Genomic DNA, 451 nt, shown 5'->3' with positions numbered 1-451 from the left:
TGACGCCAAACAGCGCTACTGCTGACGTAACCTCGCTGGTAGCGACTCCGACCAGCATCGTGGCCAACGGCACGGCGACCAGTACTCTGGTGGCCACGGTCAAGGATGCCAACGGCAACACCCTGGGTGCCGGCGTTACGGTGACCTGGTCGACATCGTTGGGCAGCTTGTCTGCAGCATCGAGCACGACCAATGCCAGTGGCCAGGCCTCGGTGACGCTGAAAGGCACGGTGGCCGGTTCGGCGACGGTGACGGCTTCGGCGGTGGCCGGATCTGCAACGGCAGCGGTGACCCTGACGCCGAACAGTGCAACGGCTGATGTGGCCTCGCTGGTAGCGACTCCGACCAGCATCGTGGCCAACGGCACGGCGACCAGTACTCTGGTGGCCACGGTCAAGGATGCCAACGGCAACACCCTGGGCGCCGGCGTTGCGGTGACCTGGTCGACGTC

At 65.6% G+C, this 451-nt stretch carries 1 protein-coding gene; it reads left to right on the top strand.

Annotation, left to right across the window (positions count from 1 at the left end):
• Window positions 1-451, top strand: a 451-nt coding sequence (locus Q7C33_RS28960; RefSeq protein WP_407684601.1) for an Ig-like domain-containing protein, incomplete at both ends; no start/stop codon positions are given.

The organism is Pseudomonas sp. BP11-1-1 (genome assembly GCF_052112105.1).
Classification (GTDB): domain Bacteria; phylum Pseudomonadota; class Gammaproteobacteria; order Pseudomonadales; family Pseudomonadaceae; genus Aquipseudomonas; species Aquipseudomonas alvandae.
This window is presented reverse-complemented; position numbering and strand designations above follow the sequence as displayed.